The following is a 23,935-nucleotide window of genomic DNA, read 5'->3' as shown; positions in this document are numbered from 1 at the left end:
GTGTGAACGTTAAGTCGCAGAGAAACAGTAAAAGGTTTAAAGGTTATTTTACCTGGTTGGGTGTATAGCTACTTACGCGAGTAGGTTCCGCCTCTTTAGGCGTGATATTACGGCGTCTGCTTGGGCCGCTGAATCTGACTTTATAGGTGTCATATTCCTTGATTGACTCAAAACAGTAATTACCCAGAGCATGCTCCAATTCAGCCAAATTATGGTTGGTGATCAGGATGCAATTTTTCTTATTTGCCATACGCTGCCGTAACAGGCTGCCAAGCCAACTTTGTGTATTCTTTTTAAGCACAGTTTCGTTGACACATACTTCGTCTAGTATGAGCAAATCAACATTTTGCAATTCTTCGTTTATTTCTCTGAATTTCTGCCCGACATTGTCCTGTGCACTGAAGTCATAGGAGAAGAAACGCATTTCTAGCAAACTGCTTAATTGTCGGTATAGAACAGTTGTCTCGTATTGTTCTATCAGCTCATGCGCGATGGCACCTGCTATATGAGATTTTCCACGTCCATAATCACCGTAGAAAATCATCATGTGAGCACTGCTTTCACGCCAGCTTGGGTCATCATGAGCGGCAATGAATGAGCGGGCAATACTGACTGCCTCTATAACATCTTCAGAATCTTCAACCAGGTTGCTGAATGTCCACTTTGGATTAAGATCCGCTTTACCATGTATGGCTTGGATACGCTTTTTTTTGCTTTCCTGCTGAAGTTTTTGCGTATCTTGCTGGGCTTTTTGTTCGTAGTGTTTGCGTAGGGTTTGATAATCAACATAGTCACTGTCTTCGACACGCTTGCCGAGTGATTTAGCCAGTTTTTCTATTTTATCTTTGATATTTTCCACGCTGTTTTACCGTTTACTGTATTTTTCGACCAGCTTTTTGGCGTTCTCGTCGGCTTCAATTGCTACTTTTACAGTGGCCTGTTGTGTTCCGATAACTGCCTTTGTCTTATTGTTTGTAGCAACTCTGCGCTGTTTAAGTTGATAAGCAAATTTTTGTGTCCACTGAAAAGGCGTAAATAATGCCTGTGGACGTCCTAACCAATAGGCTTTGAAATCGCCCAACTCGCTGGAATCGTATTCATTATCTATCACACCCATTAACTGACAAAGCTCTTTTAACAAATTGTTATTGGGTGTCCACGACATTGTCATAGCCTGATGTTGTGAATGCAGATCTGCATAATCGGTTGTATCGACAATCATTAACGGCAAGCAGGCTGAGTGCTTGTTGAAGCTTCGTTGATTATCGGTTTTCTGGGTGAAAACCAGCAGACCAGCATTAATCAATTCCTCGATCAGAGTATTGATTTCCCTTCCCAAAGTAAATTTCTGCTCTTTGCAGTTAAGCACGCTAAGGTAATGTTTATAATTTAACGCCTGGATAATGCCGCTGACTGGATCAGCGCTTGGCCGAATGGCAAGCAAATAAAGTGCTCTCGCATCATTGCTCACAGGGCCAAGCAATGCGCTTTGTTCTGCTACATTCATGACGATTTACTTAAATCCTCCAGGACGTTACCTAACCATTCTACGGCAACATCCTCTGGAATAGGATGATGTAGTACATCAATATGAATTGCAGGACACAAAAGCGTCCCACCATTATTGGTAAGCGATTGTTCCATCAACATGGCGCCGTTACAGAAGGTATCGTAACTGCTGTCTCCAAGACCGATGATGAGCGCTTTGACGTCGGACATATCCAGACCAATTAACTGTTCGTAGAAGGGCTGGATGTTATCCGGAAGGTCTCCGGCACCGTGTGTTGATGTGCAAATAATCCATATACTGTCCATATCCAGTTCAGACAACTCAGGTTGCAAATGAACCGTGACCTGATGCCCGTCTAATTGAAGTCGTTCCTGTAATGCGTCTGCAACGTATTCACTGGCACCAAGCACACTGCCAACAATAATTTCAAACCTTTTCATTACAACAACCTATTTTCCAATACAAAATGAAGAAAAAATTCGACCTAACAGGTCATCTGAACTGAATTCTCCAGTAATTTCATTGAGTGCATGCTGAGTCAGTCGCAGTTCTTCTGCCAGCAGTTCGCCTGCCATGTTGTCATTTAACTGACGTTGGCCGTTGATAAGGTGCTGCTCTGCGCGCCGCAACGCCTCAAGGTGACGCCTACGTGCGATAAATTGACCTTCACCTGCTGAGTGATATCCCATACAGTTTTTCAGATGCTCCGCCAAATCATCTATGCCTAAGCGCTGACTGGCGCTGATATTGTAGACATTGACTTCATTATTACCCGATTGTGGACCGACTGCTTCACCGGTCAGGTCAACCTTATTTCGTACCAGGGTCAAACCCATATTTTGTGGAAGCCTGGAGATGAATTCCGGCCAAATGACGTGTGGATCACAGGAAGACGTATCGCGACTATCTACCATCAACAAAACTCTGTCAGCCTGTTCTATTTCCTGCCACGCGCGTTGTATCCCGATTTGTTCTACCTGGTCTGGGCTGTCGCGCAGGCCTGCGGTATCAATAATATGCAGAGGCATACCGTCAATGTGGATATGTTCTTTTAATACATCCCGCGTGGTACCTGCTATATCAGTAACAATGGCTGCGTCTCTGCCAGCAAGTGCATTCAGCAGACTTGATTTTCCTGCGTTAGGTCTGCCGGCAATCACAACCCGCATGCCTTCTCTGAGTATGCTGCCTTGTTGTGCTTTGCTCTGTACGTTGTGTATCAAATCAATAATATGTGAAAGGTCTCCGGCAATCTTTCCATCGCCTAGAAAATCAATCTCTTCATCTGGGAAATCGATAGCAGCCTCTACATACATGCGTAAATGAATAACCTGTTCCACTAGCGTATTAATGTGGTCTGAAAATTCACCTTGTAATGAACGCACGGCACTGCGAGCCGCCTGTTCTGAACTGGCATCAATGAGATCAGCGATGGCTTCAGCTTGCGCCAGGTCGAGCTTGTCATTTAAAAATGCGCGTTCACTGAATTCACCAGGCCGAGCTAGCCTGACTCCTCCAATGCTGGCGATATTGCGCACCAGAATATCCAGAATTACCTGGCCACCATGTCCTTGTAGTTCAAGTACATCCTCGCCCGTAAATGAGTGTGGATTCTGGAAAAATAGTGCGATTCCCTGATCAATAATTTGCCCTTCCAAATCATAGAAAGGTAGGTATGTAGCCTGCCTTGGGGCAGGGCAGGTGCCCAATATCTTTTCGGCAATTTGCCTTGCATCTGGGCCGGACACCCGCACTATACCGACACCACCGCGCCCTGAAGCTGTTGCCTGGGCCACAATGGTGTCTTGATCAGATGAACTCACTGATTAATCTCGGAAGTTTTCATACTGGAAAGGCTGCCCTAGCTCAGCGCCCTTTATCAGAGCAATTGCGGCCTGCAAATCATCTCGTTTCTTGCCGGTAACGCGCACTTTGTCACCCTGAATGGAGCCTTGTACTTTTAGTTTGGCATCCTTCATCATTTTGATCATTTTTTTAGCGGTGGCCTGTTCTATACCTTGTTTAAAGGTTATTGACTGCCTAAATGTCTTGCCGGAGTGTACGGCTTTATTGACTTCCATTGATGATGCATCAACGCCCCGCTTGGCACAGCTTCCGCGCAGGATGTCGCGCAGTTGTTGTAACTGAAACTCGGCTTCAGCAGTCAGCGTGACGGCATTATCCTGGAGGGCGAAGCTTGCTTCGACACCACGAAAATCGAACCGGTTGGATAGCTCGCGTTCTGCGTTATCTACGGCATTTTTCACTTCAACCATGTCGATTTCTGAAACAATATCAAATGAAGGCATATTCACATCTCTCTAGCTGGATAAAAAAGGCCCGCAGTCCGCGGGCACTTAGTAGTTTGAATCTTACCAGTTATCAGTGCGTCTTAATCCCACGTTTGTCCATCGACGCGTATATCAGTTTAGCCTGAATTAAGGTGATGACGTTACTGATTAACCAATACAGAACAAGGCCGGCAGGGAACCATAAGAAGAAGATACTCATCATAACTGGCATCCACTGCATAATTTTTTGCTGCATCGGATCGGTGACGGTCATAGGCTGTAACTTCTGCAGTAGATACATACTTGCGCCTGTTAAAACCGGCAAGACAAAATACGGGTCTTTCACTGACAGATCGGTAATCCACAGGAAAAAGTCTGCGTGACGAAGCTCGACGCTCTCTAAAAAGACCCAATATAATGCCAGGAATATCGGCATCTGTAGTAGTAGCGGAAAGCATCCTCCCATCGGATTTACTTTTTCTTTCTTATACAGTTCCATCATACCCTGCGACATTTTTTGTCTGTCGTCGCCGTAGCGTTCTTTTAGTGCCTGCATTTTAGGCGCAAGGGCGCGTAATTTCGCCATGGACTCATATTGCGCCTTGGTGAGTGGATACATGGCGCCTTTGACGATAATGGTAATGACGATAATGGCAATACCCCAGTTCCCAACCAGGTCATGAATAAATTGCAGTAGTGCGAACAGCGGCTGTGATATCCACCATAAAATTCCGTAATCAACGGTCAGGTCAAGGCCTCTGGCTAGCTGTGCCAGCGTGTCCTGATCTTTGGGACCAAGATATAAAGCGCTGCTCAGTACAGTTGATTGTCCGGGCTCAACAACAACCGGTGCGCCGGTAAAACCAATAGCTGCATAGCGGCCATTTAGGGTGCGACTGTACAGGTTATTAACTTCTGTTTGCGGTGGTACCCAGGCAGATAAAAAATAATGTTCCAGCATTGCGACCCAGCCACCTTCGGTCACTTCGCGAAGATTTGTATCAGAAATATCATCAAACGAATATTTCTCATATCGCTCTTCCTGAGTCGAAAACGCAGCACCACGATACGTAGGCATGAACATATTTCCCTCTGGCTGGGCCAGAGTTTGTTTTAACTGACCATAGGCCTGAACCTGTGCCGAACGCTCAGTGTTGTTTGTCACGGTGTATTCAAGGCCAACAGTATGGCTATCGCGTTCAAAGACATAGGTCTTGGTGATAGTGAGACCCTGTTCATTTGTCCAAGTCAGGGGAACGCTAAGGGAATCACCCTGCAATTCGAACGCTTGTTGTGTCACTGAATAAACCGGTCTACCGGTCGGCAATGCATCTGGACCATCAGTACCGATTAAACCGCTTTGTGCAACATATAGCGCAGCGTCTTGAGCACGTAGCAGGCTGTAAGACATATCTGAGCCCTGTTCAACAGGAAACTTCTCGAGTTCCGCCGAAACAACGTCTCCGCCTCGAGTGTCTATAAGGAGATCAAGTGTGTCAGTCAGCACTCTGATACGTTGAGCGCCATTTTCAGGCCTGTTTACTGAAGGTTCGACAGGTGTTGATTCGTCAACGGGGACAAACTCTGAACTGGCGCTATCAGATGTACCTGATGGTGCTCCGCTATCGTTGAGTTGTTGTTCAGAAGTGACATCCTGTACTGGTGCAGGGCCATAGTCTATTTGCCATTGTTGCCACAACAAAAAGCTGACCAAAGCAAGGCCTATTACCAGAAAACTGCGTTGGGATTCCATAGATTACTCTTTTTCGTGATGCGTTATATTCGTTTTATGCGGCACAGGGTCGTGGCCGCCTGGATGCAAAGGGTGGCATTTTAATACGCGTTTGATTGTTAACCAACCGCCAATTATCAATCCATGTTGAGTTAGTGCGTCAATAGCATATCTCGAGCAGCTCGGATCAAACCGACATTTCGGTCCAAACATGGGAGAGATAAACAATCGATAGCCGCGTAGAAGTAATACCGGTATACCGATCAACAGCCAGCGAATCATGTGTCGCAGCGTTTTATCAGTTTTATCCATTGTTTTTCCAGTACGGAGAATAATTGTTGGTTGTCTAGCTGCGCAATGCCGCGTTTACCGATAGCTATAATATCTATTGTTGGCAGATTATGTTGATGATGTCTGAAGCTTTCCCTGATGATGCGTTTGATTCTGTTACGTTCTACTGCATGCTTTACATTTTTTTTAGAAACAGTGATGCCCAAACGAGGATAAGTTAGCTCGTTTTTACGTGCTAGTAGAGTGAGGTGAGGAGATACTGCTGGTATGGCGTCAGAGAAAACATGTTGAAAGTGGGTGGGAGTTAATAATCTTAACTCCCTAGAAAAATTATTTTCGCCCACTTCAACAATTAAGCTGATAAGCGCTTGCGGCCTTTAGCGCGACGGTTTGCTAGGACCTTGCGGCCGTTTTTAGTTGCCATGCGGGCACGAAAACCGTGTGAACGCTTACGCTTCAAGTTACTTGGTTGAAATGTTCTTTTCATGACCTAAGTCCTGCTACATAAGTTTTAGTTAACTTCTCGACACACGCTCTCAAGAGGGCGCCGATAAAGGATGCGCGATCATAGAGATCGAACGTAGTAATGTCAATGCCTGCAAAGGGATTTTGTATTGAAAAGAGAGGGTGTGTTCTCGTTTTATTTTGTCACTACTGTTGATAACTTGCTGTGGTGCGAATTAGCTATCCACAGAAAGTGTAAAATTTGCCGAATTTCATCCACTTACGTTTTACTGATAATTCTCAGATCTAATATAAAAAAATACAAAATAAAAAGATCTAATAAAACCAAAAACACTTTTAAAACAATAGGGTATACTCATGTATTGTGTGGATCTGGTGCAGGTGTAGATGCGCAATCTTCGTGCCAGATATGCGTTTAAAATAATTCACAGGTATAGCAAAAGCAAAGGTTACTGGAAGCGGTTAGTTTGTCTCTGCTCAGTAATATGAACCCAATGCGTTTTCTCATTTTTATTCTGTTATTGCTGTATTCAACCCATTCAGGAGCACGTTAGCGGTATGTCATTATGGAGCCAATGCCTAGATAGGCTGCAACAGGAATTGCCCTCGCAACAGTTCAACATGTGGATAAGGCCGCTGCGCCCTCAAGAGGACGCCGAGACGTTGATACTTTTTGCACCGAACCGATTTGTATTAGATTGGGTTAAAGATAAGTACCGTAATAAGTTAACAGCGATATTGCAGGAGTTATGTGGAGCTAACGCTCCGCAATTGCGCCTGGAAGTGCAACAGAGAATGGCACAACCTCATGCGTCTGCTTCTTTTCCAGTGTCCGATAATAAGATAGGTACGGGTAAGCAGACTTCTCCTCATTTACAAAATGAGCAACAGCAGCAAGCACTGCAAATGCCAAACAATGTATTGTCATCCAACAGGGTCAGTTCTGAGACTGCCCCTGTCGCTGCGCAGCATAAAAGCAATATTAATCCAAAGTTTTTGTTTGATAATTTTGTAGAAGGTAAATCAAATCAGCTTGCCAGAGCGGCCGCGTCGCAAGTCGCAGGTAATCCAGGTGAAGCTTATAACCCACTGTTTATCTATGGCGGCACTGGCCTCGGTAAAACACATTTATTACATGCGGTCGGTAATGGAATTGTTGAAAAGAAGCCGAACGCAAAAATAGTCTACATGCATTCAGAACGTTTCGTGCAAGACATGGTTAAAGCGTTACAAAATAATGCTATTGAGGAATTTAAGAGATTTTACCGTTCGGTTGATGCGTTGCTGATAGATGACATTCAGTTTTTTGCCAATAAAGAACGTTCGCAAGAAGAGTTTTTTCATACATTCAATGCATTACTCGAGGGAAACCAACAGATTATTCTTACGTCAGATCGCTATCCAAAAGAAATAAATGGTGTTGAAGATAGACTGAAATCCCGGTTTGGGTGGGGCTTAACCATCGCCATTGAGCCACCTGAACTCGAAACTCGCGTTGCCATTCTTATGCGAAAAGCAATGGACAATAAAATTCACTTGCCAGACGAAGTTGCGTTCTTTATTGCAAAAAGACTACGCTCGAATGTGAGGGAATTGGAAGGCGCACTCAATCGTGTTATCGCTAATGCAAATTTTACTGGCCGTCCAATTACCATTGATTTTGTTCGAGATGCCCTGCGTGACCTTCTGGCGCTACAAGAAAAGTTAGTCACTGTTGATAATATTCAAAAAACGGTCGCTGATTATTACAAAATCAAAGTGTCAGATATTCTGTCTAAACGCCGCAGTCGAAGCGTAGCGAGACCAAGGCAGATGGCGATGGCGCTGGCCAAAGAATTAACCAACCATAGCTATCCCGAAATAGGCAACGCATTTGGTGGTAGAGACCATACTACCGTTCTCCATGCATGCAAAAAAATAGTGCAGCTAAGAGAAGAAAGTCATGATATAAAAGAAGACTATAAAAACCTTATCCGAACACTATCTTCTTAATCAAAAAAGAGAGAATTTAGCTAGATGAAATTCAGCATCAGTAGGGAGAAATTTCTTCAACCACTTCAACTAGTCTCTGGCGCAGTTGAACGACGTCATACCTTACCTATCTTATCCAATGTGCTCATCAAAGTAAGTGAAGGTGCACTTTGGCTGACAGGTACAGATTTGGAAGTTGAATTAATCTCAAGCGTCTCCCTGGAAGGGGATTATCAGGAAGGTGAAATTACCGTCCCAGCGAAGAAGTTGTTCGATATCGTAAGAGGTCTCTCAGAACAATCAGACATCATCTTTGAAGTCGATGCGAATAAAGCGGTAGTCAGGGCGGGTAGAGGACGATATACACTATCGACACTATCAGCGTCAGACTATCCTAACCTTGAAGATTGGGAAGGTGAGGTTGAATTTGAGTTGTCACGAGCGGATTTAAAACGCTTGATAGATAGTACTCACTTTTCCATGGCACAGCAGGATGTCAGGTATTATTTAAATGGCATGTCGCTTGAGACTGAAGAAAAAACAGTTCGCACTGTTGCAACAGACGGACACCGTTTAGCGTTATGTCGTTTGCATTATGACAATATTAATCTTCCGGCTCGTCAGGTAATTATTCCTCGTAAGGGTGTATTGGAAATAACACGCCTAATCGAAGAAGACGATAAGTTGTTAAAAGTGCAGATCGGCTCTAACCATATTCGTATATTTTCTACAGATTTTATCTTTACGAGCAAGCTGGTAGACGGCCGTTTCCCGGATTATCGCCGTGTGTTGCCTAAAGGTGGCGATAAAGAAGTGAATGCGAGCAAGGATGTGCTCAAAAGTGCATTTTCTCGTGCTGCCATCCTGTCAAATGAAAAGTTTCGCGGAGTGAGACTCAATCTCGCATCTGGAGAGCTGAAGATTACTGCTAATAACCCAGAGCAGGAAGAAGCAGAAGAAATTGTAGAAGTCGATTATCAGGGCGATGAATTAGAGATTGGGTTTAATGTCGCGTATTTAATTGACGTATTAAATTCGATTCACTCAGATAAAGTGAAAATATCATTGGCGGATAGTAATTCAAGCGCATTGATTGAAGACGCAGAAGACGATTCTGCGCTTTATGTCATCATGCCTATGCGTTTGTAGTCACAGGCAGGCTGACTTAACAGTTATTGAGCGTCTTTGTTAGTTAGCCCCAGGTGTCTGAGTTCTTGTCTACATGAAACTCCATTCTCTTCAGATTTCAGACTTTAGAAATCTGAGCAATATCGATATCAATTTAGACCCATCACTAAACGTTTTCGTTGGCGTAAATGGAAGTGGCAAGTCTTCGTTGCTGGAAGCAATTCATTATCTGGGGTATGGCCGCTCGTTTCGGTCATCTAAACACCATTCAGTGATACAGCATGGAAAATCAAAGTTTGTTGTACACGCGAAAATGGAAGACGTTATAAACAACAAGATGTTTTCTACGGGGTTATCAAGGTCAGATAAGGATGATGTCACCGTTAGCATTAATGGTTACAAGGATATGCGTCTAGCAGACCTTGTATCATTAATACCAATACAGATTTTTACTCCGCAAAGTTCTGATGTTGTGATTGGTGCACCCGGGCTAAGAAGGAAGTTTTTAGACTGGGTGGTGTTCCACGTGGAACATTCGTTTAACGAACAAGTAGGATATTTCAATAAAGCGTTAAAGCAAAGAAATGCCTTGCTAAAAGGAATACAAAGGAGCGGTAATCTAGCGGAGTCAGACCGACAGCAAATCGACTACTGGACCCAGGCTATCACGACATACGGAAATGCATTAGACGAAGCGAGACGGGCGTGTTTTGACCGCCTTAAACCGTATTTTTTACGAAACTTTGAGCGATTTATAACTGAGTTTTCAGTCGAAATTTCGTATCATAGAGGATGGCAAGAGGGCAGTGATCTCTACGACGAATTACAAGGGCGTATGCACACTGACCTTAAATATGGCTATACCTCTATAGGTCCACAGAAGTGTGACCTCTTAATAAAAGCAGATGGTATGCCAGCGGCAGAGATTTTGTCTCGTGGTCAATTGCGAATGCTTGTGGCGGCACTGCAGTTATCTCAGAGCGAATTCTTATCGAATAGCAGTAGAAAGCAGACTCTGTTTTTATTAGACGACATCTCAGCAGAGTTAGACGAGAGCAAAAGAGAGACCTTCGTCGATATGTTGTTAGCGTGTGGCTCACAATTAATGCTTACGGCGATAGACAATGACCAACTTGCTTTTCTTAGAAAACATAAAAATAAAAAAATGTTCCACGTGGAACATGGCCAGGTAAATGAGGAGTAATCATTAAATGGCAGAACAAGGTAATTATGATTCTTCAAGTATCAAAGTACTAAAAGGACTCGACGCCGTCAGAAAAAGACCAGGCATGTACATCGGCGATACTGATGATGGTACTGGACTTCATCATATGGTCTTCGAAGTCGTTGATAACTCAATTGACGAAGCGTTAGCTGGCCATTGTAAAGATATCCACGTAACGATTCATTCAGATGGTTCTGTATCAGTCAGGGACGATGGACGAGGTATTCCTACAGAAATACATCCCGAAGAGGGCGTTTCAGCTGCAGAGGTTATCATGACGGTGCTGCACGCTGGCGGTAAATTTGATGATAACTCATATAAGGTATCCGGCGGTCTGCATGGAGTAGGCGTATCCGTCGTAAATGCACTTTCTAGTAAATTAAAACTAACAATTCGCCGTGGCGGAAAAATTTACGAACAGGAATACAAGCACGGTGTTCCTGTCGAACCTTTAAAAGAAGTTGGCGTATCTGAAACAACAGGTACAGCGCTACGCTTTTGGCCGAGCGAAGAAACCTTTTCTGATACCGAATTCCACTACGACATTCTCGCAAAAAGATTACGTGAGTTATCTTTCTTGAACTCTGGTGTTTCTATCGTCCTCAAAGACGAGAGAGAGGATGGTAAAAGCGACCACTTCCAGTACGAAGGTGGCATACAAGCGTTTGTTGAATATCTAAATCAAGCAAAGACGCCAGTTCATCAAAAAGTGTTTCACTTTACAGCTGAACGTGAAGATGGAATTTCTGTTGAAGTATCAATGCAGTGGAATGATGGCTTCCAAGAGAATATCTTCTGTTTTACCAATAACATTCCCCAAAGAGACGGTGGCACCCACTTAGCAGGCTTCAGAGCAGCATTGACCAGGACTTTAAATACCTACATGGAAAAGGAAGGGTTCAATAAGAAACATAAAACAAATGCCTCTGGAGACGACGCGAGAGAGGGGCTTACTGCAGTAATTTCCGTGAAGGTGCCTGACCCTAAATTCTCGTCTCAGACTAAAGATAAATTAGTGTCTTCTGAAGTTAAGCCTGCAGTGGAAACACTTATGGGTGAAAAGCTTTCAGAGTTTCTCATCGAAAACCCAACAGAAAGCAAAGTCATCGTGGGTAAGATTATTGACGCGGCAAGAGCAAGAGAAGCGGCAAGAAAGGCGAGAGAGATGACGCGTAGAAAAGGCGCCTTGGATCTTGCCGGTCTACCGGGCAAACTTGCTGACTGCCAGGAAAAAGACCCCGCATTGTCAGAACTCTACATTGTGGAGGGTGACTCTGCTGGCGGTTCTGCAAAACAGGGAAGAAACAGAAAAAATCAGGCCATACTTCCGTTGAAGGGTAAGATTTTAAACGTTGAAAAAGCACGTTTTGACAAAATGTTGTCGTCTCAGGAAGTTGCAACACTGATTACCGCACTGGGTTGTGGCATTGGTCGTGATGAATATGATCCTGATAAGCTGCGTTATCACAGCGTCATTATTATGACTGACGCTGATGTCGATGGCAGTCACATCAGGACACTATTATTGACTTTCTTCTACAGACAAATGCCAGAAATTATCGAACGTGGATACGTGTATATCGCCCAACCCCCCTTATACAAGGTTAAAAAGGGTAAGCAGGAACAGTACCTGAAAGACGATGATTCACTGCGAAAATACCTTACGTCAATTGCTCTTGATGGCGCGCACCTTACTTTCTCTGCCGATTCTCCGGCGATATCTGGTGTACCTCTAGAAAATCTCGTAAACCAATACCATACGACGATGTCTATGATTGATCGTATTAGTCGCTTGATGCCCAGAGAAGTCACACTGTCACTTCTATACTCAGATACCATCAGTCTTGATGATCTGAACAATAAAGATAAGGTAGAGTCACTGGCTTCCTCTTTGGTAGAGCAGCTCTCTTCAAAAGAAACCAACGGTATTACCTACAAATACGAAGTGAAAGAAGACCAGGAACGAAAAAACTGGTACATCGAATTAATCATTCGAACCCACGGTATCGACTATCGCTATTTGCTCGATCATGATTTTATTGATTCAACAGAGTACACGAAAATCAAGGCACTCAACGAATCGATTAATGGTGTGATAGGAGAGGGTGCTTATGTACAGAGGGGAGAGAAGCGTAAAGATATAACTGATTTCGTTGACGCCTTAGATTGGCTAATGGCCGAAGCAAAACGGGGTCAGTACATACAGCGCTATAAAGGTCTAGGTGAAATGAACCCTGACCAATTATGGGAAACCACCATGGACCCTAACACACGCCGCATGCTCCAGGTAACGATTGAGGATGCCATTGGTGCAGATCAGCTATTCACGTGTTTGATGGGAGATCAGGTAGAACCGCGCCGCGCATTTATTGAAGAAAATGCGCTTAAGGTCGCCAACCTTGACGTGTAGTAACTAAGCGGAAAAGAAAAAGCCGGCATTCTGCCGGCTTTTTTAATAAATTCAATAAGTTATAAAATTAATCTTGACTAACTCTTGATACAGATAGAACTGGTCTCGAAGCACTGGAGGTGTCTAAAATAAAAAGAAAATCACCGGTTTCACTGGGTGTAAAACGCAAATTACCAATTTCTTCAGCGCCACAATCTAATCGAAAGCGATCCGATACCTCAATAACGTCACTAGTTTCATCAGTACCGCATGTTAATCCAGGTGTCCAGTCAGGATCGGCCAGCTTAAAATCATAAGGCTGTCCGTCGGCAATCAACTGCACTTTTACAGAATATTGAGACGGGCCAGACTTAGTGAACTTATAGGCTGCATCGGCTTCCCACCAATTAAAAACGCCCCTCAGATACATATTATCGTAGTTTCTGTCTTCAATTTGTTGAGGCAGTGCGATTCGCGAAGAACAGCCTGACAAGAATACCAACGCCAGACTGCAAGCCACAATGCCTCGTACAGAGGAACTTCGGTACCTACTTGATAATATCAACATACCTATTAGCCCTTACTACGAAAGTAACGAGATGTCTGCTGTATGCAGAAATAGCGTTCTTAGTTTCGATAGAAGTGCAAGCCTGTTGCTCCGTATCTTGTCATCGTCTGCCATCACCATAACGTTATCGAAAAAGTCATCGACGCTTGCCTGGCTTTGCGCTAATGAGGTCAGTACGTCTGTATATCGTCCACTTTCAATCAGCGGAGTGACAGCTGCTTCGAGCTGCACAACAACGCTGTGCAATTGACGTTCAATATCGTTTTCGAAAAGCTCAGGGTTTACCTCGGTAGTTTCTTCTACCGAGTTTTTAGCGAGTATGTTCGCTACTCGCTTATTCGCCGCAGCAAGAGATTCCGCTTGAGGAAGGGCTTTAAACGCCAGTACGCCTGCAATCCGCGCAGCGTAATCTGCTGGCTTCGTAGGGCGTCTTACAGCTACCGCCTGAATGACATCTTGAGATATCCCCTGTTCCAGATAGTACGCTTTAAACCTACCGAGAATGAAATCAAGCAGTTGTTCAAAAACGTCTTTGTTAGTTAATCGATCACCGTATATATCGACGGCCTGACTAATAAGATCGGAAAGGTCGAGCGACAGATTATTTTCAGCGATGACGCGTATTAATCCTATTGCATTTCTTCTTAATGCAAAGGGATCCTTGTCTCCTTTCGGCAACAGACCGATACCAAAAATACCGACGAGTGTGTCCAGCTTATCAGCAATTGATAGCGCGCAGCTAACAGGTTGAGATGGAATGACATCGCCAGAGAATCGCGGTAAATACTGTTCAAACATTGCTACTGCTACGTCTTCTGGCTCTCCGTCATGACGAGCATAATGCATACCCATTACGCCTTGAACGTCGGGGAACTCCATAACCATATTCGTCATTAGGTCTGTTTTACATAACTCTCCAGCTCTTTGTGCATGGCTTGTATTTGCACCAAGTTGGCTTGCCACATAAGCCGCTAACTGTTTGATGCGCTCAGACTTATCAGCAAGGGTTCCCAATTGCTTTTGGAATAACACAGAGTGCAGTGAATCCACCCGCTCTATTAACGGTGTCTTTTTATCGGTATCAAAAAAGAACTGAGCGTCGGAAAGTCTTGGACGAATGACTTTTTCGTTGCCCTCAATCACTTTCTGAGGATGACGACTATCAATATTAGAAACGAATAGAAATCTTGATGTCAGAATGCCATTATCATCAAGTAGTGGGACGTACTTTTGATCGTCCTTCATTGTGTAGATAAGTGCTTCTTTCGGTACTGCCAGGAAAGAATCATCAAATGTTGCCGACATCACCACAGGCCATTCAACCAGTGATGCGATTTCCTCTAACAATGCTTCATCAAAATCAGCCTGGGCAGAAAACTGTTTAGCCTGTTCGTTTAGCTGCTGCTTTATTGTTTCTTTACGCTCGTTAAAATCTGCAACAACATATTGGCTACGCATAGTATCAAGATACTGCTTTGCATGGCCGAGAGAGACTGTGCCGTCGCCATGGAAGCGATGACCACGTAATACTCGATCGCTTTTCACGCCTTTTACCGTTGCGTCTACTAGCTCGTCACCGTACATAATGCATACGGTGTGAATTGGCCTTATAAATTGCTCTTCACAATCTGACCAACGCATTGGTTTAGGAATAGGCAGCTTATTTAGTGCGTTATTTACGATGTTACCGACAAGCGCTTGTAATGGCTTTCCTGTTTCATGTGCAGTGTGTAACAACCACTCGCCTTTATCTGTCTTTAAGCGCTGCGCATCGTTTACATCAATGCCGTTTGACTTTGCCCAGCCGAGGGCAGCTTTGGTAGGGTTTCCTTGGTCGTCAAACGCGGCCTGAACAGCAGGACCGCGCTTTTCTACGGTCTTATCTTCCTGGCTAGCGCTGAGTTCAGAAATACAAACTGCCAATCTACGCGGTGCTGCGAACCATGATGCGTCACTAAACGGTAGCTCGGCTTTCTTCAACTCGTCACAAACGTTTTCTAAAAACGCTTCTCCAAGCGACTTTAAGGATTTGGGCGGCAGTTCTTCCGTACCAATCTCTACAAGAAGGGTGTCTTTACGCATTAGCACTCTCCTGTTTACCGCATAGTGGGAAACCCAGCGCTTCACGGGTCTCGTAGTAAGCATTTGCGCAGGCTTTTGCCAATGTTCTTACGCGAAGAATGTAACGCTGCCTCTCAGTGACCGATATCGCATGTCGCGCATCAAGCAGGTTGAACGCATGAGATGCTTTCATTACCTGTTCATAAGCGGGCAGGGCGAGACCCGCTTCTATCAATTTCTGGCTATCTTTTTCGCATTGGTCAAACTGCGCAAATAGGGCACTAACATCGGCATGTTCGAAATTGTAAGCCGACTGTTCTACCTCGTTTTGATGAAATACGTCACCGTAAGACACGCGACCCATTGGGCCATTTGTCCATGTGAGATCATAAATACTGTCAACATTCTGCATATACATCGCCAGGCGCTCGAGTCCGTAAGTAATTTCACCAGTGACAGGTTTGCATTCGAGCCCACCCACTTGTTGAAAGTAGGTGAACTGGGTGACTTCCATCCCGTTTAACCATACTTCCCATCCGAGCCCCCAGGCTCCGAGCGTCGGAGATTCCCAGTTATCTTCAACAAAGCGTATGTCATGCTCTAATGGATCAAAACCAAGCTCTCGCAATGAATCCAGATACAGTTCCTGAATATTGCTGGGTGAAGGTTTGAGCATCACCTGAAATTGATAGTAATGCTGCAGTCGGTTGGGGTTCTCACCGTAGCGTCCATCGGTTGGACGTCGACAAGGTTGTACGTAAGCGCTACTAATGGGTTCCGGGCCCAGCGAACGTAAAAAAGTCATGGGATGGAAGGTTCCTGCACCCACTTCCATATCTAGCGGTTGCACAATGACGCAGCCTTGCCTCGCCCAGTAATCCTGCAAAGCCAGAATAAGGCCTTGAAACGTTTGTAAGTCGTACTTTTGCATGTTGCTATACAATCTGCTGATCTGGTCTAAAAAAATGCTGCTCAGTATACATTTTGTCGAACAATGAATGTAGGTTAAACACCGTAAAACGGGCAATTGATAGGGTTAATTATGCAAAATCGATGTGCATGGGTGACTACCGATAGTCTCTACCAACAATATCACGACAAAATATGGGGCAGGCCCGTTGTTGATAGTCGGGAATTGTTCGCAAAATTATGCCTCGATGGTCAGCAGGCTGGATTGAGTTGGCTAACCATACTAAAGAAACAGCAAAACTATGAACGTGCGTTTTTTGACTTTGACCCTTCGCGCATTGCAGGGATGGATGAAAATGACATTGAACAATTAATGTTAGATAAGGGTATTGTGCGTAATCGTTTAAAAATACAGTCAATCATAAAAAATGCTCGCGCATATCTTGTCTTACAGGAGCAGGGGGTGAACTTTAGCGATTTTCTATGGCAATTCACAGAAGGGAAGACGGTAGTAAACCAGTGGTCAGATAAAAGTCAGGTGCCAACGACGACCAATGCGTCTGATAATATGTCTAAGGCACTTAAGAAGGCTGGGTTTTCTTTTGTTGGTAGTACTATCTGTTATGCCTTTATGCAGGCAGTTGGCATGGTGAACGACCACACTACTGACTGCTTTTGTTACGCTGACGTCGTTTCCAAGGCCAGGAAACCGTGAGCACGCTACAACGTTAACGAACGCAACAGCGGAAGCTCTTTCAGAATATCAGATTCAAGCTCAGCCTCAATTTCTTCGCGTTCTCGGTCCTGTGAGCGTCGTTGTTGTTTGCTCAGCGCTGCACGCTCTTCATGTGTTGCAAAACCATCGACCCGGTTGAATAGCTCATGTAACGCGGGGAAATCTTGCTTGAACTGCTGCACATTATCGATCGGCATCGCATCTAGCAGTCGGCAAATTCGAATCGCACCTTCTGAAAGATTGCATTGCTGTTGCTGCATAGCCATCGCAATGGTGCGAATACTGTCGCTCATTGTTTTAATGCGCTGCTGTCTTACCTGGTTTTGCTGTTTGGTTTGGCGGCGCAATTGATAAAGCAGGCTCCCTGCATAATAAGACAGCCCGGTAATAATCAGAACGGCTATTACGGCCAGGATTGGCCAAACAGAGTCTATAGTCATAAGTGAATAACGCTTATCGATTTATTATTGAGTAGTTCACTAGTCCTGTTCTGGATCATCATCGTCAAGAGCGATACCTAGCAGCTCGCATAGTTGGGCATGACGATGCATTTTCGTCTCGAAGTAAAGCGTATCATCGCTATTCAGTGCTATATCGTTTTCGACCTTATCCAATAAGTCAGTCAGTCTGGGATCATTCTCAAGCGCTGCAAGCTCCTCTTTAGGAGAAAAGTAAACGGGAACTGCTTTGTCTTTCGAAACCACCTTTTCAATTGGATTAAGGGGAACCGGTGTTTTACTGCCTAGACGTGGGTCCTTGTTACCTTGCGCTTTCTTCCGCTGCGATGTTTTTTGTTCGATATTATGGCGGCTTCCGGCGGGACGCCCTGAAGACTTTTTCTTGCGTCTCGGACTGCCCGTCTCTTTGGGAACAACTGTATTGGACTTTCGCACCCCTATGGGGCCCGTTTTACGAGATTTTTTTCTGCCTGGCATAAGAAAACTTGGATTCAGAGTTGATAGGCGCTGATTGTAAATGATTTGCCGCTATTCGTCTCTGTTGACGGTGAATAGCACTACGTCTGATGATATAAGCTCGCAATCCCAACCAAACTTTTGCGCTAGCCAAAACATGGTCTCGTCGGAATAAAAACTCACGTGAGTCTTGTCATTCTTATAATGCCAATTAGCGAATCGTTCACGACTTATGACGCGTTTTGTCATTACGCCAAGGAGCCCATCTGCGTTAAGTAAGTTTGCCATTCTCTGCCATGATTCTGATGGCTTATGGAAATGCTCGACGACCTCGCTTGCGGTGACGAAATCATATGTTTTCTCAAACAGTGTTTTGTCATCGTGGTAAATGGGATCATAGTGCGACATTTCAAACTGGCGTTGTGAAAATAGCGCGGCAAGCACAGGCTGGGGACCGCTGCCAAAATCTAGTCCTTTAGCCTTTGCGTGTAGCCTTTTTGCAACGGGGAGCAAAAGCTTTTCGAGAAATCGGACATAACCCGCATCGTTGATGTGGTTCTGATGCAAATCGTACTCTTGCTTCTCCTGCTCAACTGATGGAAGAAACTGACTATCGACAAATACAAGATCGCAGACGGAACATTGTAAATAGTCTCTTGTGCGGTCAGAAAAATATTCTCTTGTGTTGGGACTATGGCAAAGCGGGCAGGGCATAAGCTTACATGTTTAGATTGTTTGGAAGTGGTATAGATACCTAACAGGCAAGAAAAAAGGCGACAGCATAGCTGTCACCTCTCGTATATTGAGTGCCAAATGACACTTCTCCCGTTACATACACACCTTGTGTTGTCTTTCTTCCGTGAACGTAACTCTTCTTTTTATTATTTTTCGCAGAGCCCGCAATTTATTGTTTTAGGTCGTCCTGACACTTTATTTTATCGTCCAATCTGTTTTCCCAAGAAGCTTGGATTGTCCAGCGTCTGTCGTTTATTGCTTCCTAGCCGACGTCGTTTTAAAGACTGTCCTTATTATTTGCTGCAAAAGCATACACGATAATTAACTTTTTACAACTTCTTTACAAAATACAGTGCGAAAAAGTGAACTTTTTTCATTTGTTCACGTAAGCGGGGCAATTTATTTGCCCCAAAACTGCACAAGCCTAGTGAAGTCCGCTGACATATTGAGACAGTATTTCGATGTCTTCGTCTGTCAGTCTCTTGGCAATGTCACGCATCATGCCATTCAGGTCATTATTACGTTGTCCGGAGCGGAACATTTCAAGTTGTGTTTTTGTATAAGCTGCGTGTTGTCCGCTGATATCTGGAAAGCCTGCCAGCCCCATGCCGTTGCCGGTTGGTCCGTGACACGCTATGCATGCCGTAATGCCACGGTCCAGGTCTCCGCCTCGATAGAGTGCTTCACCCGCTGCGACGACATCCTCGGGCGTGCTGCCTGGTGTTGCTTCCTGGCTGCTGTAGTATGCAGCAAGATCTTTCATGTCCTGGTCAGACAATGGTGCGGCCATACCATTCATCACGGCATTATTACGCCCTTCTTGCCCTCCAGTCTGAGAGGCCAGCTTAAATTCAGTAAGTTGTTTGTAGAGGTAGCCTTCGTGCTGACCCGCTAGCTTGGGATTCATTTCAATGGCACTGTTACCATCTGGGCCATGACAAGCTGCACAAACAGCTGATTTAGCCTTGCCTGCTTCAGGATCACCCTGTGCGATAGAGGTGGTTGAAAACCCGAGGGCGAGACAGAGCAACAAACCTATTTTTTTCATAATGGCTCTCTTCAAGCGTTTGAATCTTTAATGACTTTTTCATGCTAAGATGGGTATTTTACACATTTAAACCTTCAGTAAAATCATTTCGCTTTCATTTACACCCAAATTGACGTTAAAAATGCAATTCTGCTGTGTTTTATTGTTTACTGAGGCTGATTTTGATCATCAGGAGTACATGTGAGTCGATATAGACAAGCCACTTTTTTAACAAGTGCGCCCGATATCAGGCATTTGGCAACAAGCGATGGCATTGAAGTGGCCTTTGCTGGCCGTTCCAACGCCGGCAAATCAAGTGCGTTGAATCGACTGACCGGCCAGAAAAATCTGGCGCGAACAAGTAAAACCCCGGGACGAACCCAGCTGATCAATGTTTTTTCTTTGGATGAATCGCGTCGTCTCGTTGACCTGCCGGGATATGGTTACGCGAAAGTGCCTATTGCCATGAAGAAGAAATGGCAAGCATCTCTGGGAGAATACCTGCAGAAACGAGAGTGCTTGAAAGGGTTGGTAGTGCTGATGGATATTCGCCACCCGTTCAAGGATTTGGATCAAGATCTGATTTACTGGGCTGTTGACGCAGGACTGCCGGTGCTTGTCGCATTAACCAAAGCAGACAAACTGAAATCGGGTAAACGTAAAGCTCAGTTAATGATGGCATCTGAAGCGGCGCTGGCATTCCAGGGAGATGTAACGGTGATTGCATTTTCATCATTGAACGGTCTGGGCGTTGATAAGATGGAAAAGACGCTCAATTCATGGTTCGCTTTTGATCAAGAGCAGATAAAAGAAACCCCATCGGAGGATGGGGCTGAGAACTGAGAGAACACACATTCAAACTATAAAGTAAGACGCTGTGATAACAGCAAAGTTCATTCTAATTCAAATATTTTTTAGGCATAAAAAAACCCCGGCATACGCCGGGGTCTAAATCAAAGGCTTACAAGATTTTTAACAAATCTAACCTCTGTACCCTACGCTTCGAATCATAGCCAAGCGCTTAGAAAAAGCAACGCATCAATCGGTGAATTGGACCTCACACGGGATGAATACGTATGCACTGCGTCCAGACCGTCCGTTACGCTTAATAACTGTGTTACTAGTGCGCTTCATCCCAGTTTTTTCCACTCCCAGCTTCAACAACAAGCGGCACTTTCAGAGTCGCTGCGTGCTGCATGATGTCAGTGATTTTCTGACAGTACTCACCCAGCTTGCTGTTGTGAATTTCAAATACCAATTCATCATGTACCTGCATGACCATCTGAATATCGTCACTATTAAGTGAAGCTAACCAATCGTGAACATCCAGCATCGCTTTTTTAATGATGTCGGCTGCAGTACCCTGCATTGGTGCGTTGATGGCGGCACGTTCGGCGGCCTTCCGACGAGCGCCATTGCTGGCGTTGATGTCAGGTAAATAAAGACGGCGTCCAAATACCGTTTCGACATAGCCCTGCTTTTTTGCACCTTCCCGTGTACTTTCCATATACACAGCAACGCCTGGGTAACGCTCAAAATAAAGATCCATGTATTGTTGTGCATCTGCGCGAGGGATATTTAACTGTCGTGACAATCCAAATGCAGACATGCCATAGATTAATCCGAAATTTATCGCTTTGGCGCTGCGTCGCTGATCAGCAGTGACGCTATCTACGTCGACGTTAAATACCTCTGATGCCGTTGCCTTATGAATATCTTTTCCTTCCGAAAAAGCGGATAGCAGCCCCTCATCATTAGATAGATGGGCCATTATCCGTAATTCAATTTGCGAGTAATCAGCGGCAACAATGGAAAAATCTGGTTTGGCGATAAACGCTTTTCTTACCCGTCGTCCTTCCTCCGTTCTGATGGGGATATTTTGCAAATTCGGATCGGTTGAGGACAGTCGGCCTGTCGCGGCAACGGCTTGATGATAAGACGTATGAATGCGTCCGGTGCGCGGATTAATCATCTGCGGCAGCTTGTCGGTATAAGTGTTCTTCAGCTTGGTAAGACCACGATATTCCATGATCAGCTTTGGCAACGGATAATCCAAAGCAAGTTCCTGCAGTACTTCCTCAGAGGTTGAAGGGGCGCCTTTCGGCGTTTTTTTCAATACCGGGAGCGACATTTTGTCGAATAACACTTCCTGCAACTGTTTGGTAGAGCCCAGGTTGAATTCTTGCCCCGCCATGCCATGCACCTCTTTTTCCAGGTGCATGATTCGTTCTGCTAGCTGCTGGCTTTGCTGAGCAAGCTGTTGACTGTCAATCAGAACGCCGGTCTGTTCCATGTTAGCCAATACATTGATTAACGGAATCTCAATGTCGGCGAATACCGACTGTAGTTGTTCGGATTCACATAGTTTTGGGTAAAGATATTGATGCAAGCGGAGCGTGATATCAGCATCTTCGGCTGCGTAAGGAGAGGCTTGGTCCAGCGGGATCTGATTAAAGGTCAGCTGTTTGGCGCCTTTGCCTGCAACCTCTTCATATTTAATCGTTTTGTGTCCCAGATAGCGATCAGCCAGGCTATCCATGTCATGTCTGCCGGCCGTACTATTAAGCACATATGATTCCAGCATGGTGTCAAAACCAATACCTTGCAAATTAATGTCATAGTGAGCCAGAACGTTTTTATCATATTTAATATGCTGGCCTACTTTCTTTATTTCGGTACTTTCTAGTATCGGCTTCAATGCTTTGAGTACATCATCCCTGCTCAACTGCTCCGGGGCATCCGGGTAATCATGCATGAGTGGTAGGTATGCGGCCTTGCCCGGCTCTATGCAAAACGACATGCCAACAAGTTCAGCCTGCATATAATCGATACTGGTGGTCTCCGTATCAAAGGCAAATACATCCGCATTTTTCAGATCAGCAAGCCATTGCTCAAAGTCTTGTTGGTTGAGAAGTGTTAAATATTCACGGCTGTCTGGAGATGTAGTTTCAACGTCATTGGCTGGCGTATCTGATGGCTTTTTCTCATTGTTGCCTGCGGCAGTCAGCGCATCACCCGTTACTTCTTCATACCAGCGCTTAAACTCATATTCGCTGAACAAGGTTGCCAGTTCGCTATTATCCGGCGCAGTGGGTGACAGGGTTTCTGGCGTGTAATCAAGTTCACAATCAACCTTTATGGTGGCCAGCTGATAAGATAGACGAGCTTGTTCTTCATACTCGCGCATCTTTTCTGCCATTTTTTTAGCGCCCCTAAATTCCAGCGTAGCGATGTCGTCGAGATTTTTATATATCTCATCAATGCCGCCGATGCCGTTTAACATCCCCAATGCACTTTTATCGCCAACGCCTGGAACACCAGGAATGTTGTCTACCTTATCGCCTTTAAGCGCCAGGTAATCGATAATCAGCTCCGGAGGGATGCCGAATTTCTCAACCACCCCGGCTTTATCCATGACGGTATTGGTCATGGTATTAATCAAGGTGACGTGGTCATCGACCAGCTGCGCCATGTCTTTATCACCAGTGCTTATCAGAGTATGGATCCCCTTTGCACTGGCTTGATGAGCGAGTGTACCAATAACATCGTCTGCTTCTACGCCAGGCTCGACAATAATAGGCAACCCCATGGCACGAATGATGGCATGCAACGGCTCTATCTGGCTGCGAAGCTCATCTGGCATAGGCGGACGATGCGCTTTGTATTCAGCATAAATATCGTCTCGGAACGTTTTGCCCTTCGCATCAAATACGACGGCGATATGGGTCGGATTATATTGCTTCAACAAGCTTCTCAGCATGTTGATCACACCATATATAGCCCCGGTGTCCTGACCTTTAGAGTTTGTTAGTGGTGGTAAACCGTGAAATGCACGAAATAAATAAGAAGAACCATCCACCAAAACAAATGGGTTATCGGGAATATTACTCATAGAAACATCAAAGATTACTTTCAGATATCGGGAGATTGCCACATTCAGGGTGAATTCACCATGCTTACAAGCTGTGGATAAGTATGTTGAT

23 protein-coding genes are annotated in these 23,935 nt (G+C 44.8%); 6 read left to right on the top strand and 17 right to left on the bottom strand.

Annotated features, from left to right (window positions below; genetic code table 11):
• Positions 1 to 43 precede the first annotated feature (43 nt).
• The 9 genes from G441_RS0108995 to rpmH all read right to left on the bottom strand — a co-directional run bounded on the left by G441_RS0108995 (position 44) and on the right by rpmH (position 6,311).
• On the bottom strand, positions 44 to 859 hold the full coding sequence (locus tag G441_RS0108995) for a DnaA ATPase domain-containing protein (protein WP_026376045.1): 816 nt from the start codon (positions 857 to 859) through the stop codon (positions 44 to 46).
• 6 nt (positions 860 to 865) lie between these two features.
• Positions 866 to 1,507 (bottom strand): DnaT-like ssDNA-binding domain-containing protein, encoded by a 642-nt coding sequence (locus G441_RS0108990; RefSeq protein ID WP_026376044.1) that lies wholly within the window; start codon positions 1,505 to 1,507, stop codon positions 866 to 868.
• A complete protein-coding gene (mioC, locus tag G441_RS0108985; protein WP_026376043.1) occupies positions 1,504 to 1,950 on the bottom strand; it encodes an FMN-binding protein MioC in 447 nt (148 codons plus the stop codon). Before mioC ends, G441_RS0108990 begins: the two co-directional genes overlap by 4 nt.
• 9 nt (positions 1,951 to 1,959) lie before the next feature.
• Positions 1,960 to 3,333 carry a tRNA uridine-5-carboxymethylaminomethyl(34) synthesis GTPase MnmE gene (gene mnmE / locus G441_RS0108980; RefSeq protein WP_026376042.1) on the bottom strand — a complete coding sequence of 458 codons (1,374 nt, stop codon included), beginning with the start codon at positions 3,331 to 3,333 and terminating at the stop codon, positions 1,960 to 1,962.
• Positions 3,334 to 3,336: 3 nt separating this feature from the next.
• Positions 3,337 to 3,819, bottom strand: a complete 483-nt coding sequence (locus G441_RS0108975; protein WP_026376041.1) for a YajQ family cyclic di-GMP-binding protein — start codon at positions 3,817 to 3,819, stop codon at positions 3,337 to 3,339.
• Between the two features lie 73 nt (positions 3,820 to 3,892).
• On the bottom strand, positions 3,893 to 5,554 hold the full coding sequence (gene yidC / locus G441_RS0108970) for a membrane protein insertase YidC (protein WP_026376040.1): 1,662 nt from the start codon (positions 5,552 to 5,554) through the stop codon (positions 3,893 to 3,895).
• Between the two features lie 3 nt (positions 5,555 to 5,557).
• Positions 5,558 to 5,815 (bottom strand): membrane protein insertion efficiency factor YidD, encoded by a 258-nt coding sequence (gene yidD, locus G441_RS19530; RefSeq protein WP_084407326.1) that lies wholly within the window; start codon positions 5,813 to 5,815, stop codon positions 5,558 to 5,560.
• The gene (gene rnpA, locus G441_RS0108965) at positions 5,812 to 6,168 is read right to left on the bottom strand and encodes a ribonuclease P protein component (RefSeq protein ID WP_026376039.1); all 357 of its coding nucleotides are present in this window, start codon (positions 6,166 to 6,168) and stop codon (positions 5,812 to 5,814) included. Before rnpA ends, yidD begins: the two co-directional genes overlap by 4 nt.
• Before the next feature lie 8 nt (positions 6,169 to 6,176).
• The gene (gene rpmH, locus G441_RS19525) at positions 6,177 to 6,311 is read right to left on the bottom strand and encodes a 50S ribosomal protein L34 (protein WP_084407325.1); all 135 of its coding nucleotides are present in this window, start codon (positions 6,309 to 6,311) and stop codon (positions 6,177 to 6,179) included.
• A gap of 536 nt (positions 6,312 to 6,847) precedes the next feature.
• Between rpmH and dnaA the strand changes: the two genes are divergently transcribed.
• From dnaA to gyrB, 4 genes are all read left to right on the top strand, one after another.
• Positions 6,848 to 8,281: a chromosomal replication initiator protein DnaA gene (gene dnaA, locus G441_RS0108960; RefSeq protein WP_026376038.1), complete on the top strand. Its 1,434-nt coding sequence runs from the start codon at positions 6,848 to 6,850 to the stop codon at positions 8,279 to 8,281.
• A 24-nt stretch (positions 8,282 to 8,305) separates the two neighbouring features.
• Positions 8,306 to 9,409, top strand: a complete 1,104-nt coding sequence (gene dnaN, locus G441_RS0108955; RefSeq protein ID WP_026376037.1) for a DNA polymerase III subunit beta — start codon at positions 8,306 to 8,308, stop codon at positions 9,407 to 9,409.
• Positions 9,410 to 9,482: 73 nt separating this feature from the next.
• Complete coding sequence (gene recF / locus G441_RS0108950) at positions 9,483 to 10,592, top strand: DNA replication/repair protein RecF (protein ID WP_026376036.1); 1,110 nt, start codon at positions 9,483 to 9,485, stop codon at positions 10,590 to 10,592.
• Positions 10,593 to 10,599: 7 nt separating this feature from the next.
• The gene (gyrB, locus tag G441_RS0108945; protein WP_026376035.1) at positions 10,600 to 13,023 is read left to right on the top strand and encodes a DNA topoisomerase (ATP-hydrolyzing) subunit B; all 2,424 of its coding nucleotides are present in this window, start codon (positions 10,600 to 10,602) and stop codon (positions 13,021 to 13,023) included.
• Positions 13,024 to 13,090: 67 nt separating this feature from the next.
• Here gyrB and G441_RS0108940 read toward each other — a convergent pair whose 3' ends face one another.
• The 3 genes from G441_RS0108940 to glyQ all read right to left on the bottom strand — a co-directional run bounded on the left by G441_RS0108940 (position 13,091) and on the right by glyQ (position 16,562).
• A complete protein-coding gene (locus G441_RS0108940) occupies positions 13,091 to 13,522 on the bottom strand; it encodes an early set domain-containing protein (protein WP_051275452.1) in 432 nt (143 codons plus the stop codon).
• A gap of 63 nt (positions 13,523 to 13,585) precedes the next feature.
• Positions 13,586 to 15,652 carry a glycine--tRNA ligase subunit beta gene (gene glyS, locus G441_RS0108935; RefSeq protein WP_026376033.1) on the bottom strand — a complete coding sequence of 689 codons (2,067 nt, stop codon included), beginning with the start codon at positions 15,650 to 15,652 and terminating at the stop codon, positions 13,586 to 13,588.
• A complete protein-coding gene (glyQ, locus tag G441_RS0108930; protein WP_026376032.1) occupies positions 15,645 to 16,562 on the bottom strand; it encodes a glycine--tRNA ligase subunit alpha in 918 nt (305 codons plus the stop codon). The genes glyS and glyQ overlap by 8 nt, the downstream gene beginning before the upstream one ends.
• A 111-nt stretch (positions 16,563 to 16,673) precedes the next feature.
• Between glyQ and G441_RS0108925 the strand changes: the two genes are divergently transcribed.
• Positions 16,674 to 17,255, top strand: a complete 582-nt coding sequence (locus G441_RS0108925; protein WP_026376031.1) for a DNA-3-methyladenine glycosylase I — start codon at positions 16,674 to 16,676, stop codon at positions 17,253 to 17,255.
• A gap of 5 nt (positions 17,256 to 17,260) precedes the next feature.
• On the opposite strand, the gene G441_RS0108920 is transcribed toward G441_RS0108925, so the two are convergent.
• The 4 genes from G441_RS0108920 to G441_RS0108905 form a co-directional block, all read right to left on the bottom strand.
• Positions 17,261 to 17,716 carry a DUF2489 domain-containing protein gene (locus G441_RS0108920; protein ID WP_026376030.1) on the bottom strand — a complete coding sequence of 152 codons (456 nt, stop codon included), beginning with the start codon at positions 17,714 to 17,716 and terminating at the stop codon, positions 17,261 to 17,263.
• Between the two features lie 39 nt (positions 17,717 to 17,755).
• The gene (yihI, locus tag G441_RS18330) at positions 17,756 to 18,211 is read right to left on the bottom strand and encodes a Der GTPase-activating protein YihI (protein WP_084407324.1); all 456 of its coding nucleotides are present in this window, start codon (positions 18,209 to 18,211) and stop codon (positions 17,756 to 17,758) included.
• Positions 18,212 to 18,262: 51 nt separating this feature from the next.
• Positions 18,263 to 18,757, bottom strand: a complete 495-nt coding sequence (locus G441_RS0108910; RefSeq protein ID WP_240485113.1) for a class I SAM-dependent methyltransferase — start codon at positions 18,755 to 18,757, stop codon at positions 18,263 to 18,265.
• 592 nt (positions 18,758 to 19,349) lie between these two features.
• On the bottom strand, positions 19,350 to 19,973 hold the full coding sequence (locus G441_RS0108905; RefSeq protein WP_026376028.1) for a c-type cytochrome: 624 nt from the start codon (positions 19,971 to 19,973) through the stop codon (positions 19,350 to 19,352).
• Positions 19,974 to 20,153: 180 nt separating this feature from the next.
• Here G441_RS0108905 and yihA point away from each other — a divergent pair, with 180 nt between their 5' ends.
• Positions 20,154 to 20,795 carry a ribosome biogenesis GTP-binding protein YihA/YsxC gene (gene yihA, locus G441_RS0108900; RefSeq protein WP_026376027.1) on the top strand — a complete coding sequence of 214 codons (642 nt, stop codon included), beginning with the start codon at positions 20,154 to 20,156 and terminating at the stop codon, positions 20,793 to 20,795.
• Positions 20,796 to 21,072: 277 nt separating this feature from the next.
• Here the strand turns inward: yihA and polA are convergent, their stop codons facing one another.
• Positions 21,073 to 23,844, bottom strand: a complete 2,772-nt coding sequence (polA, locus tag G441_RS0108895) for a DNA polymerase I (RefSeq protein WP_026376026.1) — start codon at positions 23,842 to 23,844, stop codon at positions 21,073 to 21,075.
• Between the last annotated feature and the right edge of the window lie 91 nt (positions 23,845 to 23,935).

The sequence above is a fragment of the Aestuariibacter salexigens DSM 15300 genome (genome assembly GCF_000429145.1).
Taxonomy (GTDB): Bacteria; Pseudomonadota; Gammaproteobacteria; order Enterobacterales; family Alteromonadaceae; genus Aestuariibacter; species Aestuariibacter salexigens.
The sequence above is the reverse complement of the archived record's forward strand: the minus strand, read 5'-3'. Positions and strand labels throughout refer to the sequence as shown.

Bases quoted from the DNA above. Each gene is read 5' to 3' on its own strand.
- G441_RS0108990 (WP_026376044.1), bottom strand. From the start codon at position 1,507: ATGAATGTAGCAGAACAAAGCGCATTGCTTGGCCCTGTGAGCAATGAT.
- mioC (WP_026376043.1), bottom strand. From the start codon at position 1,950: ATGAAAAGGTTTGAAATTATTGTTGGCAGTGTGCTTGGTGCCAGTGAA.
- G441_RS0108975 (WP_026376041.1), bottom strand. From the start codon at position 3,819: ATGCCTTCATTTGATATTGTTTCAGAAATCGACATGGTTGAAGTGAAA.
- yidC (WP_026376040.1), bottom strand. From the start codon at position 5,554: ATGGAATCCCAACGCAGTTTTCTGGTAATAGGCCTTGCTTTGGTCAGC.
- yidD (WP_084407326.1), bottom strand. From the start codon at position 5,815: ATGATTCGCTGGCTGTTGATCGGTATACCGGTATTACTTCTACGCGGC.
- rpmH (WP_084407325.1), bottom strand. From the start codon at position 6,311: ATGAAAAGAACATTTCAACCAAGTAACTTGAAGCGTAAGCGTTCACAC.
- dnaA (WP_026376038.1), top strand. From the start codon at position 6,848: ATGTCATTATGGAGCCAATGCCTAGATAGGCTGCAACAGGAATTGCCC.
- dnaN (WP_026376037.1), top strand. From the start codon at position 8,306: ATGAAATTCAGCATCAGTAGGGAGAAATTTCTTCAACCACTTCAACTA.
- recF (WP_026376036.1), top strand. From the start codon at position 9,483: ATGAAACTCCATTCTCTTCAGATTTCAGACTTTAGAAATCTGAGCAAT.
- gyrB (WP_026376035.1), top strand. From the start codon at position 10,600: ATGGCAGAACAAGGTAATTATGATTCTTCAAGTATCAAAGTACTAAAA.
- glyS (WP_026376033.1), bottom strand. From the start codon at position 15,652: ATGCGTAAAGACACCCTTCTTGTAGAGATTGGTACGGAAGAACTGCCG.
- glyQ (WP_026376032.1), bottom strand. From the start codon at position 16,562: ATGCAAAAGTACGACTTACAAACGTTTCAAGGCCTTATTCTGGCTTTG.
- G441_RS0108925 (WP_026376031.1), top strand. From the start codon at position 16,674: ATGCAAAATCGATGTGCATGGGTGACTACCGATAGTCTCTACCAACAA.
- G441_RS0108920 (WP_026376030.1), bottom strand. From the start codon at position 17,716: ATGACTATAGACTCTGTTTGGCCAATCCTGGCCGTAATAGCCGTTCTG.
- yihI (WP_084407324.1), bottom strand. From the start codon at position 18,211: ATGCCAGGCAGAAAAAAATCTCGTAAAACGGGCCCCATAGGGGTGCGA.
- G441_RS0108905 (WP_026376028.1), bottom strand. From the start codon at position 19,973: ATGAAAAAAATAGGTTTGTTGCTCTGTCTCGCCCTCGGGTTTTCAACC.
- polA (WP_026376026.1), bottom strand. From the start codon at position 23,844: ATGAGTAATATTCCCGATAACCCATTTGTTTTGGTGGATGGTTCTTCT.